Annotated in this window: 16 protein-coding genes; 15 read left to right on the top strand and 1 reads right to left on the bottom strand. The window is 46.0% G+C overall.

Annotated elements, in window-relative coordinates:
* Window positions 1-5 precede the first annotated feature (5 nt).
* A complete protein-coding gene (gene uraA, locus WFI24_RS28260) occupies window positions 6-1,322 on the bottom strand; it encodes a uracil permease (RefSeq protein ID WP_336765258.1) in 1,317 nt (438 codons plus the stop codon).
* Window positions 1,323-1,695: 373 nt separating this feature from the next.
* Here uraA and WFI24_RS28255 point away from each other — a divergent pair, with 373 nt between their 5' ends.
* The 15 genes from WFI24_RS28255 (at window position 1,696) to WFI24_RS28185 (ending at window position 17,724) form a co-directional block, all read left to right on the top strand.
* Window positions 1,696-3,873, top strand: coding sequence for a RelA/SpoT family protein (locus WFI24_RS28255; RefSeq protein WP_336765257.1), 2,178 nt, complete (start codon window positions 1,696-1,698; stop codon window positions 3,871-3,873).
* 12 nt (window positions 3,874-3,885) lie between these two features.
* Window positions 3,886-4,347, top strand: coding sequence for a D-aminoacyl-tRNA deacylase (gene dtd / locus WFI24_RS28250; RefSeq protein ID WP_336765255.1), 462 nt, complete (start codon window positions 3,886-3,888; stop codon window positions 4,345-4,347).
* Window positions 4,348-4,422: 75 nt separating this feature from the next.
* Window positions 4,423-4,590 carry a hypothetical protein gene (locus tag WFI24_RS28245; protein WP_336765253.1) on the top strand — a complete coding sequence of 56 codons (168 nt, stop codon included), beginning with the start codon at window positions 4,423-4,425 and terminating at the stop codon, window positions 4,588-4,590.
* A gap of 231 nt (window positions 4,591-4,821) precedes the next feature.
* Window positions 4,822-5,328 carry a type 1 glutamine amidotransferase domain-containing protein gene (locus tag WFI24_RS28240; protein ID WP_145324016.1) on the top strand — a complete coding sequence of 169 codons (507 nt, stop codon included), beginning with the start codon at window positions 4,822-4,824 and terminating at the stop codon, window positions 5,326-5,328.
* Between the two features lie 103 nt (window positions 5,329-5,431).
* Entirely contained in the window at window positions 5,432-5,878 is a 447-nt protein-coding gene (locus WFI24_RS28235) for a hypothetical protein (protein ID WP_145324014.1), read from the top strand.
* Between the two features lie 474 nt (window positions 5,879-6,352).
* Window positions 6,353-7,621 (top strand): SEC-C metal-binding domain-containing protein, encoded by a 1,269-nt coding sequence (locus tag WFI24_RS28230; RefSeq protein WP_336765251.1) that lies wholly within the window; start codon window positions 6,353-6,355, stop codon window positions 7,619-7,621.
* A gap of 287 nt (window positions 7,622-7,908) precedes the next feature.
* Complete coding sequence (locus WFI24_RS28225) at window positions 7,909-8,073, top strand: hypothetical protein (RefSeq protein ID WP_336765250.1); 165 nt, start codon at window positions 7,909-7,911, stop codon at window positions 8,071-8,073.
* A 354-nt stretch (window positions 8,074-8,427) separates the two neighbouring features.
* Window positions 8,428-9,681, top strand: coding sequence for a histidine--tRNA ligase (gene hisS / locus WFI24_RS28220; RefSeq protein WP_336765248.1), 1,254 nt, complete (start codon window positions 8,428-8,430; stop codon window positions 9,679-9,681).
* A gap of 212 nt (window positions 9,682-9,893) precedes the next feature.
* A complete protein-coding gene (aspS, locus tag WFI24_RS28215; RefSeq protein ID WP_336765247.1) occupies window positions 9,894-11,672 on the top strand; it encodes an aspartate--tRNA ligase in 1,779 nt (592 codons plus the stop codon).
* Between the two features lie 17 nt (window positions 11,673-11,689).
* On the top strand, window positions 11,690-12,448 hold the full coding sequence (locus WFI24_RS28210; RefSeq protein WP_336765245.1) for a tRNA threonylcarbamoyladenosine dehydratase: 759 nt from the start codon (window positions 11,690-11,692) through the stop codon (window positions 12,446-12,448).
* A 248-nt stretch (window positions 12,449-12,696) separates the two neighbouring features.
* Window positions 12,697-13,995 (top strand): NCS2 family permease, encoded by a 1,299-nt coding sequence (locus WFI24_RS28205; protein ID WP_336765244.1) that lies wholly within the window; start codon window positions 12,697-12,699, stop codon window positions 13,993-13,995.
* A gap of 75 nt (window positions 13,996-14,070) precedes the next feature.
* Window positions 14,071-15,870 (top strand): ABC transporter ATP-binding protein, encoded by a 1,800-nt coding sequence (locus WFI24_RS28200; protein ID WP_336765243.1) that lies wholly within the window; start codon window positions 14,071-14,073, stop codon window positions 15,868-15,870.
* Window positions 15,871-16,018: 148 nt separating this feature from the next.
* On the top strand, window positions 16,019-16,684 hold the full coding sequence (locus tag WFI24_RS28195; RefSeq protein WP_336765242.1) for a TetR/AcrR family transcriptional regulator: 666 nt from the start codon (window positions 16,019-16,021) through the stop codon (window positions 16,682-16,684).
* Between the two features lie 21 nt (window positions 16,685-16,705).
* A complete protein-coding gene (locus WFI24_RS28190; protein ID WP_336765290.1) occupies window positions 16,706-17,533 on the top strand; it encodes a DUF4097 family beta strand repeat-containing protein in 828 nt (275 codons plus the stop codon).
* A gap of 20 nt (window positions 17,534-17,553) precedes the next feature.
* Complete coding sequence (locus WFI24_RS28185) at window positions 17,554-17,724, top strand: hypothetical protein (RefSeq protein ID WP_336765241.1); 171 nt, start codon at window positions 17,554-17,556, stop codon at window positions 17,722-17,724.
* The last annotated feature ends 113 nt before the right edge of the window (window positions 17,725-17,837 follow it).

Raw genomic sequence — 17,837 nt, 5'->3', positions numbered from 1 at the left:
TTGAATTAATCAGGTGTTTTTTCAGTGATAGGCTGTTTTCTGGAGTCTTCATTCAACCAACCCAGCACTTCAAACAACTTGAACAACAAGCTCATCAGAATTCCGACAATGGTTGCCAGAGCCATTCCTTTCAGATGAACGCCGTAGAAGATAACTTCTGTACCACTCAGTCCGATGACCAGTACAAGTGTAGTGAGAATCAGATTGGTTGGTTTGGCAAAGTCGACTTTCTGTTCAACCAGAATACGCAGACCGGATGCCGCAATTACCCCGAACAGAAGCAGGGATACGCCACCCATAACGGGTACAGGAATGTTGGCTACAAGCGCCGAGAATGTTCCTGAGAAGGAGAGTACAATTGCAATAACCGCTGCGCCTCCAATAACATATGTGGAGTATACCCGAGTCAGAGCCATAACACCGATGTTCTCACCATAGGTTGTATTCGGGGTTGATCCTACAAACCCGGACAATATGGTAGATACGCCGTTACCAAGCAGGGAACGATGGAGGCCAGGGTCTTTGGATAGATCTTTGCCTACAATGCTGCTTGTTACGAGTAAATGTCCAATATGTTCTACGATAACCACAAGTGCTACAGGCAAAATGGTGAAGACAACAGACCAGTCAAATGTAGGTGTAGTCACGGTTGGTAGTGAGAGGAAATCAGCGTTTCCAATAGCCTGTTTATCAACCAGACCCATAGAATAACCAAGGATATAACCCACTACAATACCAATTAGAATATGAATGATTTTGGGGAATCCACGGAATGTTACGGCACCAATGACAGTGATCCCGAGCGTGGCCATAGAGAGTATAATAGGTTTCGCCTGAGGAACCCAGTTGGGATTAGCTACCGAATCGGAATTAATCAATCCGGCCATACCAGCTGCAACAGGTACAAGCTCCAGACCGATCAAAGCAACGATGGCACCCATAACTGCTGGTGGGAATACCACGTTAATCCAGCCTGTTCCGACATATTTCACAATGAGAGCTACTAGACAGAAAACAATACCTGTTATGATAAAGGCGCCAAGAGCCATCGAGTAACCGTTCTCTGGATGTTCTTTTAATACCATCGTGACAGGAGCAATAAAAGCAAAGCTGGAACCCAAATAGGCGGGGATTTTTCCTTTACACATCAGTATGTACAACAGGGTTCCAATTCCGTTCATCAGCAATATCATACTAGGGTCGACACCGAACAGGTTCGGTACAAGCACCGTACTGCCAAACATGGCGAACAAATGCTGAAGGCTAAGCAGTGAACCTGAGCCGAGTGGCATCTTTTGATTAACCTGAATTTCGCGTTGCAATGAATTTCATCTCCTTTTCCGAAACACAAACTTTCAATAGATTACAGAGTTTCTCTTAATTAAGCAATAACATTTTTGACGTAGCAGCGCGATAAAATTTATATTTTCATGAAATTTCCTTCTATTTCAGCAAATAACGGCAATAATACATAAGAATGAAGAAACAAATTCAATCACTTGTCGTTCGTACGGGAACCGCTTAGAAGTAATACGGATCATCAATATAAAAATTGGATAAGTACTCTTATTCGTCAGTAGTTGACGGGAAACGGGCGAAGCGTCATAATTATAGGAAATTACTTTTACGGGGAACCTGTGTTGAGTCATTGTCACGGGTTCCATTTGGTATAGAAAGGACACGGAACAGATCAGAATGGGCATAGAGCAATTACTCGAGAAGGCCGGGGCATATATCAAAGAACCCGATCTGGTGCGCATACGAGAAGCTTACGAATTTGCTGATCAGGCCCACCATGGACAGACGCGAAAATCGGGAGAACCGTATATTCTGCATCCGCTTGCGGTTGCCGACATTGTTGTGAACATGCAGATGGACACCATCTCTATAATAGCAGCGCTTCTTCATGATGTAGTAGAGGATACTACGGTTTCACTTGAAGAGATCCGCAATCATTTCGGCAATACGTGTGCCATGCTTGTTGACGGCTTGACGAAGCTGGAACGTATTCAGTTTCGCTCCAAGGAAGAACAGCAGAACGAGAACTACCGCAAAATGTTCATCGCCATGGCGCAGGACATCCGTGTCATCGTGATTAAATTGGCCGACCGTCTGCACAATATGCGGACACTCAAGTTTCAGTCGGAAGAAAGCCAGCGCCGTATCTCTTATGAGACGCTGGAGATTTTCTGTCCGATTGCGAACCGGTTGGGTATCTCTGCAATCAAATGGGAAATGGAGGACATCGCCCTCCGTTATTTGAATCCGCAGCAGTATTACCGAATTGCAAACCTGATGCACAAAAAACGTGCGGAACGTGAGCAATATATTGATACGGTTATGGATGGAATTACGAACAAGCTCGATGAGATGGGAATTCAGGCAGACCTTTCGGGCCGCCCGAAACATATCTACAGCGTGTTCAAGAAAATGACCACCAAAAACAAGCAGTTTAACGAAATTTATGATCTGCTTGCCATCCGTATTATTGTGGATAATATCAAGGATTGTTATGCTACCCTGGGAATTATACACACGCTATGGAAACCGATGCCTGGACGCTTTAAAGACTACATTGCGATGCCGAAGGCGAATATGTATCAATCGCTGCATACAACGGTAGTTGGTCCCAATGGCGAACCAACGGAAGTACAGATCCGGACATGGGATATGCACCGGACTGCTGAATTTGGTATTGCTGCCCACTGGGCCTACAAAGAAGGCGCTGCGAACGGAAATCATTTTGAAGATAAGATTACGTTCTTCCGTGAAATTCTTGAACTTCAAAACGAAGCACAGGATGCATCAGAATTCGTAGAGTCACTCAAAATGGATTTCTTCTCGGATCTGGTATTTGTATTTACGCCAAAAGGAGAAGTCATCGAATTGCCAATCGGCTCTGTTCCTTTGGATTTTGCTTATCGAATCCATACAGAGGTTGGTAATCGGACCATTGGTGCCAAAGTAAACGGTCGGATTGTTCCGCTCGATTATCATCTGAAGACAGGTGATATCATCGAAATTTTGACGTCCAAACATTCTTACGGACCGAGCCAGGACTGGATGAAAATTGCGAAATCTTCTCATGCACGAGCGAAGATCAAGCAATGGTTCAAGAAGGAACGCCGTGAAGAAAACGTTGAAAAAGGTCGGGAGAGCTGTGAGCGTGAACTGAAACGTATGGGACTTGATCCTTCTGCGTGGATGACGGATGACAAGTTGATGGAAGCTGCCAAAAAATATGCGTTTAACGATATTGATGACATGCTTGCGGCTGTTGGATTCGGTGGAATTACCGCTGCACAGATCGTGACCAAAGCAACCGAGAAATTGCGCAAAGAGCAGGAAGAGTCCAGTTTGCTGGAATTAAATTCCGAGATGCGCGAGCTTAAACCTGCCCCTGAACGCAAAAATCGTCCAACCAATGGCATACGTGTCAAAGGCATTGATAACTTGCTTGTTCGTTTTGCACGGTGCTGTAATCCTGTACCTGGGGATGATATCATCGGTTATGTTACACGGGGACGTGGCGTTTCAGTTCACCGGAGTGACTGTCCGAATATCCCATCAAGTGCAGATGGAGAAGAAGCAGCTCGTGTTATCGAGGTCGAGTGGGAAGAGAATATTGAAGCCAACTACAGTGTTGATATTGAGATTACAGGTCATGATCGCAATGGGCTGCTCAATGAGGTGCTTCAGGCTGTTTCTGAAAGTAAAACAAATATTTCTGCCGTCACGGGACGGACAGATAAAAATAAATTAGCATTGGTGCACGTGACCATTCTGATTCGTAATACGGATCATCTGCAATCCGTAGTAGAACGGATTAAACGGGTGAAAGATGTCTATTCGGTGCATCGGATTATGCAGTAAGGAGCCTGTAACATGAGGGTGCTTGTACAACGCTGTAAAGAGGCTAAGGTTACCGTGGGAGACGAGCTGACGGGCAAGATTGAATCGGGATTAATGTTGCTCGTGGGCATTACCCACGAGGACACCGAGAAGGATGCTCAGTATCTGGCTGACAAAATTAGTGGGTTACGGATTTTTGAGGATGAGCAGGAGAAAATGAACCTCAGTCTGCTTGATGTAGGCGGTGCTGTACTGTCTGTTTCCCAGTTCACCCTGTACGGCGATTGTCGTAAAGGGAAACGTCCGAGCTTTGCGGCTGCGGCCCGACCCGAAGCGGCAGAACTGTTGTATGAAACGTTTAATCAACTGTTGCGTGAGAAAGGTATTCGGGTTGAAACCGGCCGTTTCGGAGCGATGATGGATGTAACGTTTACCAACTGGGGACCAGTGACTTTGATGCTTGAAAGTCCGGTTCGTCAGGAACCGCGTGCATAATATCATGGAGTTCAGGCCATAATAAGGATAATTCGTTGATGACTACTTATTAATCAAAGGAGTATCCACCCTATTATGCGCCAATCTGCGAAAGAAACACGTACGCGTACGGAACCTTTGGTATACCCTGGAAGCCTGCATGAATCATTACACCTTGCCCGTGCGGCTGCTGAATGTGTTGCAACGATCTGGGCACTTCAGGATTCGGACAAAGGGAAGCAAAATCATCTTCCGCGATCTTGAATGTTTACACAGATATAAAAAAGTCCTGGTTCATTATCGAATCAGGGCTTTTTGTTGTGTACTAATTGTTTTCTAGCCTTAACTTTTGCAATTAGTAACAATGAATACAAATGGAGTTGTTATAAATTGCTCTGGTGAGGGTAATAACAAAATGAGGCACAACGAAGTGCCAATGTACTGCAAGACCCGTTTCCTAAAGAAAGTTCGAACACGGAAAGGAGAACATACGTTATGAGTAAAGTTGCTTTTTTATTGGCGAATGACTTTGAAGATTCGGAGATGCAAGTTCCGTATGACGAAGTGAAGAAAGCTGGTCACGAAGTGGAGATTATCGGATTAAAAGCCGGTGAGACCCTTAAAGGTAAGGGAGGAAAGGCCTCCTATACTACAGATAAGGCGATCGCTGATGTATCCTCTTCAGATTATGATGCAGTCGTGATTCCTGGTGGATCTTCTCCTGAGAATTTGCGGAGTGATGCAAACATTCTGAAGTTCGTTACCGAGATCAACAGTGCGAAGAAACCAATCGCAGCGATCTGTCACGGTCCTCAGATTCTGGCGAGTGCCGATCTGTTGAAAGGACGAACCATTACTTCCTATCCGCCACTTAAAGATGACATGGTGAACGCTGGAGCAGAGTTCAAAGATCATGAGGCTGTAGTGGATGGAAATTATATTACATCCCGAACGCCTGAAGATGAGCCTGCGTTTGTGCGTGAACTGTTAAAAGTTATTTAACTTAACCAAGTTTAACTCACATACATGGATGTATCTTACTACGTTACATCGTGAAGCTCACAGAGTTCGCGTTGCATTTTATTCCGAAAAAGGAGGGTTTGACATGACAAAACATATTCAGGCGTATTTTCGAACCGAAGACGAGGCAGAAGGTGCAAGAACATCTCTTCAGACGTTCCGTACAGAGCATTTGGAAGTAGGTCAACTCGACAGTGCCGTAGGTAGAGACACGCGTGTGATGGTACCATTGGTGCCATATAATACAGCAGGTGGTGTAGGCACCAACGGGGCAATGGGTGTGGGTGCGGCCCCAGGTGTTCCTGCCAGCGAAAATGTGATCCCAGTGGTAGCCAATGTGGACCGTGATGCAGAACGGGATTCTCGTGACAGGGTGAATGAGGATGGTGACATGCTGGATGCTGCGGACGTGTCCTCGGCCGATTATGATGATCTGCATTATGTTCTGTCTGCCAAAGTAAGGGATGAGGACTATGACGAGATTGTTCATAAGCTTCGTTCCAACCATGCCTATGTGGAAGAGTTGAATTAACGTGTAGATACTTCTTGGCCCTTGCACTGCTTGACTAGAGTCGAGCGATGTGCAAGGGCTTTTTAATCATGAGGTATATTAAAAAAACATAATTATAAAGCGCTATCATTTTTGTAATATTACTGTAATATTAGTTACACAAGCCTTTAACATAGTGGGCTTATAATAACACACATGACCCCCTTTTTTTATATATCCTTTGAGCCTGCACACCGTGTGCAGGCTATTTTTTTTGGGATGAGAATGTATATGTTTTGGGGGAAATGAAGTGAAGTTTACCCCTTTATATAAATTTTTGCTAGAATAGAGAAATGGATTTTGAATAATTTAAGCCGATTTTATTCATAAACATCAGTAGGTTCAAGAACAATTGTAAGTTATATAGAATGCCTCGTTTGAGAAATGACACCTTCATACTATAGCAACAGTGTCCTCATTCGAATGGCTGGTGACAGATTTAAGGGGGAATTAGTTTTGAGTAAGGTTGGAAGAAATGATCTATGCCCATGCGGAAGTGGGAAAAAATATAAGAAATGTTGTCTGAACAAGGAGCCCTCTGCGGTAGAATCCATACTGGGGCTGATATCGACGGAACAACCGGTCCGGGAAGCCTCCATTCAGCCTGAGAGCAAGCTGACCTTGACCAAGCTGAACAAGATGGTGGCGAGCGAACTGAAATGGGAGCATCCGACTCACGAACAGCTGGCCCTGCAGCTTATTGAGAACATGAAGGGCCAATACGAGCCGGAGCTGATTTTGGAAGCTCTGATGTTATGGAACGGCTATTCCCGTCAGACCAGCCCAACTGTGAAGAAGACAGGCTCGTTCTGTGCGGCAATTGAGTATTTGCTGTCCGAGGAATACGGATTCAATGTCTCAAAGCCTGAGCTGGCTGATAAATATGAGGTAACGACTGGCACAATCTCCCGGAAGGTTAAGGAGATGTTCAATTACATCGAAGACTACGGCATGGGCAGCGAAACGGACGAGTTATTGATACTGAACAGTCCAGCCACATCAAAGGACAAAGCACAGGCTCTGCTAGATAAGGCGAGGGAAGCCAGTTCTTCCAAACGGAGAGTACAGTTGGCGGAAACAGCGCTGGAGATGTATCCTGACAGTTCTGATGCGTATCTCATTTTGGCTGAGGAATCGGACAATGAGAATGATGCACGATCTTACCTCAAGGAAGGAATCGCTGCTGGCAAACGTGAACTGGGCGAACTGTTCTTTGAGGAGAACAAAGGGGACTTCTGGGGGCTTCATGAGACGCGTCCCTATATCCGGATATGCAAAAGCTACGCCGACTCCTGCTGGTTTGGCGGAGATGCCAAAGAAGCGGCACAAACCCTGGAGCATATTCTAGAGCTTAATAAGGAAGACAATACCGGAGCACGTTACCTGCTCGGTGCTGTATATTTGTACAGTAACCAATTGGATCAGGCAGAGCAATTGCTGGAGGAGTATGGAAGAGGTGACGCCGCAACGGCCTTTGCCTATGACAAGATCATTCTGGAGTATAAGAAAAACGGAATCACCTCCCAGCTCAACATGCTGTACCGTGCGGCTCGGGATGTGAACAAACATGTGCCTGATTACCTGCTGGGTCTGAAGAGGCTCCCGCATAATCTCCCTGATTTTGTCGGAATGGGCGATTCCAACGAAGCGATTGAATATGTCATTATGCACTCCCGTCTATGGGCAAGCGCGCCGGATTTGCTGAAGTGGATGCTGAAACAATAGAGTTATGAAGCTATGGAGGTTGGGATTCATTGGAGAAATCCAACTTCTATTAGCAGTGATTTCTGTAGACTATTCATTCCGTAAAGCGTTATGGGTAATTTTTTTGTGCTGTCTTTTCGTGTTAACCCTTGACTTTAGTACTGCGGTTCATTACAATCAGAAAATAATACGTTGACTATAGTCAATTAAAGTCGTTTCTTGAACTATATTATTGATTTGATGACGGGACCAAGTACTCCGTGCCCACATGACCAGAGAGGAATCCCCAGGCTGTAAGGATTCTCTTGATGAGCGGACGAATGACTTCCCCGAGAACAGACAGCGAACACAGCAGACTTGATCTGTTGACAGTAGCTGGCCTGCGCAGGACGTGCGTTACACGTAGAGCGGAATATCTGCTTGATCCAGGGGAGTTTGGCAATCCTGATCATCAGAAGAACCTGAACGGCTAAAGTGTCAGGGTTCCGGAATGTGGGTGGTACCACGGGTGAATGTATATTACACAATCTCTCGTCCCTTTGTTTGCTGTATACAGCGACAGGGCGAGGGATTTTTTTGTTATATAAGTTGATTTAAAAGAAATATACGAAAACGGAGAGGGCAGAAAAAACCTGTAAAAGCGAAGCATTCGCCTAAAAGCTTTCTGAAAGAAAGCTACTTCGGAAGCATATGCTATCACCGGATTTCCACATTGTAAAATTAATTTAAAAAATCTGGGGATAACAGCGATTGTATGTTCTGCCCGCGCAGTGATCACGTGTAGAATTTTTAACTTTTAGAGAAAAATCAATGCTGGAGGGATCAAGATGGCTTTTCAAAAACCGACTGGAACGCAGGACTTACTGCCTGGAGTTGTCGAGAAATGGCAGTACGTAGAAGAAAAAGCACGAGATCTGTGTCGACGGTTTAATTACCGTGAGATTCGTACACCGATCTTCGAACAGACTTCTTTATTTGTACGCGGTGTAGGAGAGACTACCGATATCGTTGAGAAAGAAATGTATACCTTTGACGACAAAGGCAATCGCAGCATGACTCTTCGTCCGGAGGGAACAGCAGGTGTTGTCCGTGCGTATGTAGAGAACAAAATCTACGGCGAACCGGATGTGAGCAAGCTCTATTACATCGGTCCGATGTTCCGGTATGAGCGTCCGCAGGCAGGTCGTCAGCGTCAGTTCCACCAGTTTGGTGTAGAAGCCATCGGTGCGCTGGACCCGGCGATTGATGCGGAAGTGATCGCACTGGGCTACCAGTTGTGCGTAGAGCTCGGCTTGAAGGATGTCAAAGTGGAGATCAACTCTGTTGGTAACTCGACTAGCCGTGCAGAATATCGCGAGACGTTACTTGGATTCCTTAGACCGATGAAAGACAGCCTGTGCAAGGACTGCCAGTCCCGCATGGAGCGCAATCCACTGCGTGTACTCGACTGCAAAGTCGATCAGGACAAATTCGTAGGGGCACCGTCCATACTGGATAGCCTGGATGAAGAGTCTTTGAATCACTTTGCCAAACTACAGGCATACCTGGATGATTTCGGTGTGGATTATGCTGTGAACAATCGTCTGGTGCGGGGCTTGGATTACTACACACTGACTGCGTTTGAATTAAAAGCCCAAGGTATTGGAGCAATCGATACGGTTGGCGGCGGCGGTCGGTACAATGGTCTGGTTGGAGATATCGGCGGACCTGATCAGCCTGGCATCGGCTTCGGTATTGGTCTGGAGCGCATTCAACTGATTCTGGAGCACCAAAACATTGAGGTTACTACGCTGGCTCCACTGGATGTGTATTTTGTTGCTCTGGGAGAGGCAGCTGATCGTGAAGTGAACCGTCTGTTGTTCAAACTTCGTCAGTCTGGACTGTCTGGGGAACGTGATTATCTGGGCCGCAAGATGAAAGCACAGATGAAATCAGCTGACCGTTTCAAATCCCGCTATACTGCCATCCTTGGTGATGACGAGCTGGAGCGTGGTGAGATTGCCCTCAAGTCGATGGATACAGGTGAACAACAAACCGTGAAGCTGGATGATCTGGTAGCGGCTATACGCGAAAGTAAATAAGCACGAAGTGATACATTAAGTCTTAAACATTCAAGTAAAGCAATTGATCCGGCAACATTACTGAGGTTCCGACGCTTTCGACTAATCGGGAGCTGATGGGCCAGAGGTAACTTGCCTTTTCGAATACATGGTCTACACGTAACCGGACTGTTGAGGGGCAGGCAACTAACTGTCCACACAGAACGGAAATTCACATAATGAGGAGTTTGGTTATGAAAAGAAGTCATCATTGCGGCGCATTAACACCCGCACACATCGGTGAAACAGTAACATTGAACGGTTGGGTTCAGACCCGCCGTGACTTGGGGGGCGTACTCTTCATCGACCTGCGTGATCGCAGCGGGATTGTACAAGTTGTCTTTAACCCGGCTTATTCCGGTGAAGCTCTGCAAATCGCAGATCGCGTACGTAGCGAGTATGTTATCGCTGTAACGGGTAAAGTTGTTAAACGTGATGCAGAAACAGTTAACAAAAACCTGCCTACAGGCGAAATTGAAGTTCAAATTACAGAAATCGAAGTGCTGAACGCGGCAAAAACACCTCCATTCTTTATTGAAGATGGTGTTGAAGTCGACGAATCCCTTCGTTTGAAATATCGTTACCTGGACCTGCGTCGTCCGGAGATGTTCGAAACACTGAAACTGCGTTCCAAAGCGTCCAAAGTGTTCCGTGACTACCTGGATGGAGAAGAATTCGTTGAAGTGGAAACACCAATTCTGACCAAGAGCTCCCCGGAAGGTGCACGTGATTATCTCGTACCGAGCCGTGTGCATGAAGGTGAATTCTTCGCCTTGCCACAATCCCCGCAAATCTACAAACAATTGCTGATGGTGGGTGGCGTTGAGCGTTATTATCAGATCGCTCGTTGTTTCCGGGATGAGGATCTGCGTGCAGACCGTCAACCAGAATTCACTCAAGTCGACATCGAGACTTCTTTCTTGCAACAGGATGATCTGCTGCCAATGATGGAAGAGCTGATGGCCAAATTGCTGCGTGAAACCAAAGGCGTTGAGCTGGAACTGCCTTTCCAACGGATTACGTATGCAGATGCAATGGGTAAATACGGTTCAGACAAACCAGATCTGCGCTTTGGTATGGAACTGGTTGAAATGAACGATATCGTAGCCAACAGTGGTGTGAAAGTATTTGCTTCTGTCATCGAAAAGGGTGGAGAAGTGAAAGTGCTGAACGCCAAAGGCTGTGGCACATGGAGCCGTAAAGAGATCGATGATCTCGGACCATTTGCTGCACGTTACGGTGCGAAAGGTCTGGCTTGGATTCAAGTGAAAGACGGCGAATTCAAAGGGCCAATCGTGAAGTTCTTCACGCCTGAAGAGATCGAAGCTGTGAAAGAACGTACTGGTGCTGAAGATGGCGACTTGTTGCTCTTCTCCGCAGACACCAAAAAAGTGGTTGCTGACGTTCTGGGCGCATTGCGTCTGAAAATCGGCCGTCAACTCGGATTGATTGATGACAGCAAATTCAAATTTGCTTGGGTTGTGGACTTCCCACTCCTCGGATATGATGAAGATGCCAAGCGTTATGTGGCAGAACACCATCCGTTCACACGTCCAAAAGACGAAGATGTACATCTGTTCGACACAGATCCGGGTGCAATCCGCGCTCAAGCCTATGACCTTGTTCTGAATGGTTATGAAGTAGGTGGCGGTTCGATGCGTATCTACAAACGTGATGTTCAAGAGAAAATGTTTGCTGCCCTTGGACTCTCACCAGAAGTAGCGAATGAGAAATTCGGTTATCTGCTGGAAGCATTCGAATATGGAACTCCACCGCATGGTGGTATTGCCTTTGGTCTGGACCGTCTTGTGATGTTGCTGGCGGGTCGCACGAATCTGCGTGAAACGATTGCCTTCCCGAAAACGGCAAGTGCAACGGATCTGCTCATGAATGCACCTTCTGAAGTAGATGATTCTCAATTGGAACAACTTCACATCCGTGTAGCCCGTAAACCGGTAGCGGAAAAGAAATAAGGAGGCATCGATTCTCAATGCTCCATCAATTTTCAAGAACAGAACTTGCGATCGGACCTGAAGGTCTGAACACATTGAAGAATAGTACAGTAGCCGTGCTCGGTATTGGCGGTGTAGGTGGTATTGCTGTAGAAGCCCTTGCCCGTAGCGGTGTAGGTCGCATCATCCTGATTGATAAAGACGTAGTGGACATCACCAACATTAACCGCCAGATTCATGCTCTGACCACGACTGTAGGGCAGAAAAAAGCGGATCTGATGGTGGAACGTGTGAAACTGATCAATCCGGAATGTGATGCGATTGCCCTGAATATGTTTTACACGGAAGAAACGTATGAGGAATTGTTCAAATATGAACTGGATTATGTGCTGGATGCATCCGACACGATTATCTACAAAATCCATCTCATTAAAGAGTGCCTGAAACGTAAAATTCCGATGATTTCCAGTATGGGTGCGGCGAATAAAATGGACCCGACGAAATTCCAGGTTGCAGATATTTCGAAAACGACCATGGACCCGATTGCCCGTGTTGTGCGTACCACACTTCGTAAAGACGGCATCAAAAAAGGCGTGAAAGTGGTTTTCTCGACTGAAAAGCCGATGAAACCGCGTGCTGATGTTACAGAGAAAATCGTTCCCGAGAATGCACCGGAAATTCGCAAGGCTAAACAGCCACCTGCGAGTAACGCATTCGTACCTCCGGTAGCCGGACTGATTATGGTCAGTGTTGCCGTTAAGGATTTGTTAGAAATTGCAGAGAACAAGCAGCAGTAACTTGCTGCCAACTGAAGAAGCGTGGATGCTGATAAGGCATCTGCGCTTTTTTGTGTATCATACTTCGCAAGAGAAGAGAAGAGCGGATGGGACGTCAATCGTCTATGATAGCTGAACTGCACCTCTAGATAAATGTCAGAGTTACGTCATGTACTTCAAAGTCAAAACCGTGTATGATATTCACTGCTGCGCGAAATGATGATACATACATAAAGAATTTGCAGCTTGAGAGAGGGGAATAGAACGAAATGAAACACGGATGGATGACCAAACGTCTTGGCATGGAGCCAGGAGACCAGTGGAAAAAGGAGGTTGTGGCGGGAGCCATTTCCTATTTTGCCGTGGTCTATATCGTTATGGTCAATGCTACAATTCTTTCCGATGCCGGAATGCCCTTGCAGGCGGCCATGGTTGGAACCCTGCTGACGTCCATTGCAGGTTGTTTGCTCATGGCATTTGGCGGGAAATCACCGATTATTGTTGTGCCTGGAATGGGGATTAATGCATTTTTCACTTATACACTTGTACACTCGATGAAATTAAGCTGGCAAGAAGCGCTGGCCGTGGTAACCGTTACAGGTATACTGTTTGCCATTGTTGCGTTTACGTCACTATACAAAATGATCAGCGAAGCGATTCCAAAAAATCTGCAGCACGGGATTACGGTGGGGATTGGATTGTTCCTCACATTCATTGGTTTGCAAAAAAGTGGAATTGTCATCGCACATCAGACTACGTTTGTCGCGATTGGGCACTTCAATGATCCGAATGTCATTACAGCCTGCGTTACGCTGGTGCTTGCCTTGATTTTATTTATACGGAATGTACAGGGTGGACTTCTCATCAGTATTCTGGTCGGGACAGGCCTTGCCTATGTACTTGGAGCAGTGAACCCGGGTGAATCCGTATCAGCGATGGATGCGCTGCGTCAATACGGTGGGTTGTTTGGCGAATTATCTTTGATGAAGCTGGCTGATGTCGCGTTTTGGATTGCGGTATTCCTGCTACTGCTGATTGTGGTGTTCGAAAATATCGGATTAATTACCGCTCAGACACAGATGATTGGTCGTCCGGAGCGGTTCAAAGGAAGTCTGCGTGCCCTATCGATTAGTACCGTGCTGGCAGGTATATTCGGAAGTAGTCCTCCAGTTGCTGCAGCCGAGACTACAGCCGGAATTGCCGCAGGCGGTCGCACAGGTTTGACTCCGCTTGTTACAGCCGTGTTATTCGGGGCTACTTTTTTCTTCATCCCGCTGCTCGGTTACATTCCGGACAGTGCAATTGCTCCCATTTTGATCATTATTGGTGGCCTGATGGTGCAAGGTGTGAAAGATATGGATTTTGGTGACTTTACAGAGGCGTTCCCGGCATTTCTGATCATGGTCATGATTCCATTTACATATAGCATCGTGGACGGTATGGCGTTTGGATTTATTGCCTATCCATTAGCGAAGCTGGCAGCAGGTCAAGGTAAACAGGTGCCTGTGGTCATGTATGGCATTTCCATCCTCTTTTTAGCCAATTTTGTGTTGCATGGCGTTTTGTAATAAGAAAAGGCAACGTCATGTAAATTCATACGTATGATCTCTGGTGAGCAGATGTGGAGAACGGGAGGAACGGGAATGGAAGAGCAGCAACAAGCAGGGCAGAATGAACCGAAGGTAGGAAAAAAGGGGTTTAAGGATTTCGTCAAGCTTATCGCTTCCACGAACCCGCCAAAACTGATCCTGATTCTGGCCCTCATCTTAACTTTAATTCAAACAACAGCCGGACTGATCGTGCCATTGATGACCAAAGGTCTGATTGATGGGCTTACCACTTCGGCATTGAACAAATCTGTGATTTTATTGTTGCTTGGGGCATTTGTGATTCAGGCGATTGCCTCGGGCATTAGCATTTATATGTTAAATTACGCTGGACAACGCGTGGTCGCAACGCTACGCACCAAGCTGTGGAACAAGGTATTGTCGCTGCGAATGCCATATTTCGATCGCAATCGCACTGGCGATACCATGAGCCGAATTACGAATGATACAAGCCAGATCATGACATTGATCGCAGACTATCTGGTTTCCTTTGTGTCCAACATCGTTGCCGTTGTGGGTGGTGTGGCGTTACTGTTCTATTTGGATTGGGTGATGTCGCTCATTATTCTGAGTCTGGTGCCACTTACGCTGTTGATTCTGTTGCCGGTGGGTAAGAAAATGTACAAGATCTCCAAGAAACAACAGGATGAGATGGCGGGTCTTACGTCAGTGCTCAGTCAGGTTATTGGCGAAATCCGATTAGTCAAAGCCTACGGTACGGAGAAACAGGAAGTGGAAGCGGGAGATTCCCGGATTCGTAAAATGTTTGCTTTTGGCTTGCAGGAGGCACGTATCCTCGCGCTGATTGGTCCCTTGTTTACATTTGTCATGACTGCCGTACTGGTCGTTATTCTGGGTGTGGGGGGAATGCGTGTAGCGTCTGGACTGCTGTCGCCTGGTGAACTGGTTGCGTTCATTTTGCTGTTGTTCCAGGTCATTATGCCAATGGGACAATTCACGACTCTATACTCCCGTTTACAGAAAGTAGTTGGTGCTACGGAGCGCATACAAGCTATTCTTGCCGATGAGGAAGAACCTCATGATAGCACCAAGGTAGCTCCAAAAGGAAATGAGACGATTGCATTCCATGATGTACACTTTTCCTATGTCACAGGAGAAGAAGTGTTGCACGGTATCAATCTGACGGTTCCCACACGCAAAGTGACTGCGATTGTAGGTCCAAGCGGTAGCGGGAAATCAACATTGTTCTCCTTGATGGAGCAGTTCTATATGCCGGATTCAGGCCACATTTCGTATGGTGGACAAGCGATAACGGATTATTCTTTGGCCTCCTGGCGCAGCAAGATCGGGTATGTCTCTCAGGAAAGTCCGCTTATGGCGGGTACGATCAAAGACAACATCACATATGGATTGAACCGTGAGGTCACGATGGATGAGATCCAGCGAGCTGCTGAGATGGCCTATTCTGCCGACTTCATCGACAAACTGCCACAGGGTTATGACACGGAAGTGGGCGAGAGAGGGATCAAGTTATCCGGGGGCCAACGTCAGCGGATTGCTATTGCTCGTGCCTTATTGCGCAGTCCGGATATTCTCATGTTGGATGAAGCGACATCCAGTCTGGATAGCACCTCGGAGTATGAAGTACAACAGGCTTTGTCCAATCTGATGGAGGGCAGAACAACGATTGTCATTGCACATCGATTGTCCACTGTGGTGGATTCCGATCAGATTGTTGTACTGGAGCATGGACACGTTACCGGAACGGGAACACATGCGGAATTAATTAGTAATCATCCGGTATACCGTGAATTAGCACAGAAGCAGTTTGTGGCACAGGAAGGCAATGCAGCTAGAGTGCAAAACGAAGAGTAATTCCCATTAATGCAGGGTCTCCGTTATACCCATGAGGTATTTCAACGGAGATCCTTTTTCTCGTTCTGTTAAATTCATAATATTTACAATAAGACCAACATACTCTATATTATAGATACCGACCGTTGGTATGTATAAGGAGGATTTTATGGCTAGAAATAAATACCCCGAGCAGACACTGGACCTGATTCTGGCAGTCTCAACTCAAATGTTTACCGAAAAAGGATATGAAAAGACGAGTATTCAGGACATTATAGATGAATTAGGTATGTCCAAAGGTGCGATATATCATCATTTCAAGTCCAAGGAGGATATTCTTAGTGCAGTGATGGAGAAGGAGCTTGGGCGGGCTGAGGATATGTTCATGGAACTCATCCAGAACACGCATGCTCCGAATGCCAGACAGAAGCTCATCAGCATTTTGGAAAATATCATTGTTGATCCTGGAATCCAGTCCAATTCGATTGATCAGGTTCTTAGCACACAGATCAAGAATCCGCAGTTTGTTCTTGGCGGGATCAGAAAAGGTGTTCTGAAGGATGCACGAATTATTGCCAGTATCATGGAACAGGGTATGAAAGATGGATCTATTTCGGTCGAATTTCCTTTGGAATGTGCAGAAATATTCATGTTGCTCGTCAACATTTGGATTAACCCCCTTCTTTTTGGCCGAGATCAGGAACAGACATTGGAGAGACTCAAGTTTCTACAGCACATGATGAAGCTCTTGGGCGCGGATATCGTAAGTGAACAGCTCATTCAACGGATTACGAATCGGCATGCCAGCACGGGAGGGTATGCGGAGGCCGAATAAAAATACACATGTTTGTTTGAAATGGAGAGGAAAAAGATGTTGAAAAGTAGCGAGCTTGCCATATGCAAGAGCATAGACATTGATCAATCCATTTGTGATATACAGCTAAATTGGTTGTCAGGAGATATCAGAGTTCTTCCGAGTGTAGATGAACTGATCCACGTCATGCAATATACGGATGCGTGGTTTTCCAAGCGAAGACTGATGCAAGTTAACATACGAGGGGATACCTTAAGCATTGTGGACGGAAGAAAAAGGGGAGGACTCATCGGGTTAAACGTAGGTCAAACAGCATTGAAGATTCATCTACCAGCTCGGGTTTTTGATACTATTTTTTTAAACTCTACGGGAGGACAACTCCAGTTGAATCCGTTTCAGGCCAATCGCTGTCGATGCAATATCACCTCAGGTCATGTAGATCTAGCAGGAAGGATGGAGGAGCTTGAACTGCACGCAGTAGCATCCGTAGTAAAAGGACAACATCTTAGTGCAGATAGACTCATTCTCCAGTCCACTTCAGCCAAGATCGATATTACGGGGGAATTCCGTCACTTGCAATATACAACTACAGGCAGAGGATTGAACCTGGATTGTCTCAAGATGCCGGAGAGCCTGCATTCCGTTTCCACAGGAGCAAAAGTAGTGGTTTCTATTCCGGATAACGAAGGTTTCGAAATTTTGCTTAAAAAAAGATCGGGAATATTAAAAAGTGATTTTGATTTGACTCCCCTTCATGGAGACAGCAACTATTTAATACACAAAATCGGAAAAAGTGAATTCAAAATAGATATTAGAGGGGGAGCTTTTCTTCTAAAAGCCAGGAAAAGTGAGACTAATCGTGTTTACTGAAAACAAAGGGGGCAGATATAATGGCTGGTTGGATCGTAGGAATTAGTTTTTCCACCATCGTACTGCTAATCGGGATTTACGGCGCATTGAACAGCAGGCGCAGACAGGCCAGAAACAAGTGGGCCTGGTGGTTTATTTTGTTCGGTTGTTGTGCGCTTGCCAGTGCCATCATTAATTATCAATTCAGATAAGCTTCATGCCTTACAAAAGTAAGCCTACAAAACGGATGTGGCTTTCAATTGCCCTATGTGATATAGTAAGTATCCTTTTGTATTGCCAGGGCGATGCAGAGCAAACATATTCT

Origin of the sequence: Paenibacillus sp. USHLN196, assembly GCF_037144955.1 — a bacterium.
Taxonomy (GTDB): domain Bacteria; phylum Bacillota; class Bacilli; order Paenibacillales; family Paenibacillaceae; genus Paenibacillus; species Paenibacillus xylanexedens_C.
This window is presented reverse-complemented; position numbering and strand designations above follow the sequence as displayed.